General features: G+C 70.2%; 1 protein-coding gene. It reads left to right on the top strand.

The annotated features are described in order from the left end of the window. Positions 1-502 (top strand): YybH family protein (locus tag AC1DU6_RS34545; protein WP_477863005.1); only part of this gene is annotated, 502 nt, incomplete at its 5' end. Positions 503-635 lie beyond the last annotated feature (133 nt).

Below are 635 nucleotides of genomic sequence, written 5' to 3'. Positions count from 1 at the left end.
GCCCGCGAGGCATGCTCGCGGCTTCCAGAAAACGGAGAAGCCGATGACCACCCGCCGCCACGCCCTGCTTGCCGCCGCCACGCTGCCCGCCGCTGCTTCGGCCGCGTCGGAACCGGGTTGGCCGTCAGTCGACGAAATCGCCAGGCGGGTCGAAGAGGCTCGCGCCGCCGAGACCGCCTTTGCCGCGGCCTTCGCAGCACGTGACGTGGCGGGGTTTCGGCGCATGCTGGCGCCCGACACCATCTGGATGGGCAAGGCGCCGCTGCATGGCCCCGATGCCGTCATGGCGGCCTGGAACGGCCTGCTCACGTCGCCCAAGCCGCCCTTCAGCTGGTCACCCGACCTGGTGCTGGTGCTGCCCAGCGGTGACCTGGCGCGCACGACGGGCCCGGTGCTGGACCCCGATGGCAAGGTGACGGCGCGCTTCCAGTCGGTGTGGCGCCGCAAGCCGGCGGGTGGCTGGGAGATCGTTTTTGACTTCGGGACGGAAGTCTGCCGCTGATCGTTCCCGACGAGCGACGCGAGAGCGCCGTTCAGGCGCGCGTCCCGCAGTTCACGCGAGACTACTTGAGTTGACCAGCGCCGTCGCGAGACTCTTGCAGCGTTGGCAGTCCGCAGGCCTTCCGGTCCTCGTC

Source organism: Roseateles sp. P5_B10 (assembly GCF_056400485.1).
This window is presented reverse-complemented; position numbering and strand designations above follow the sequence as displayed.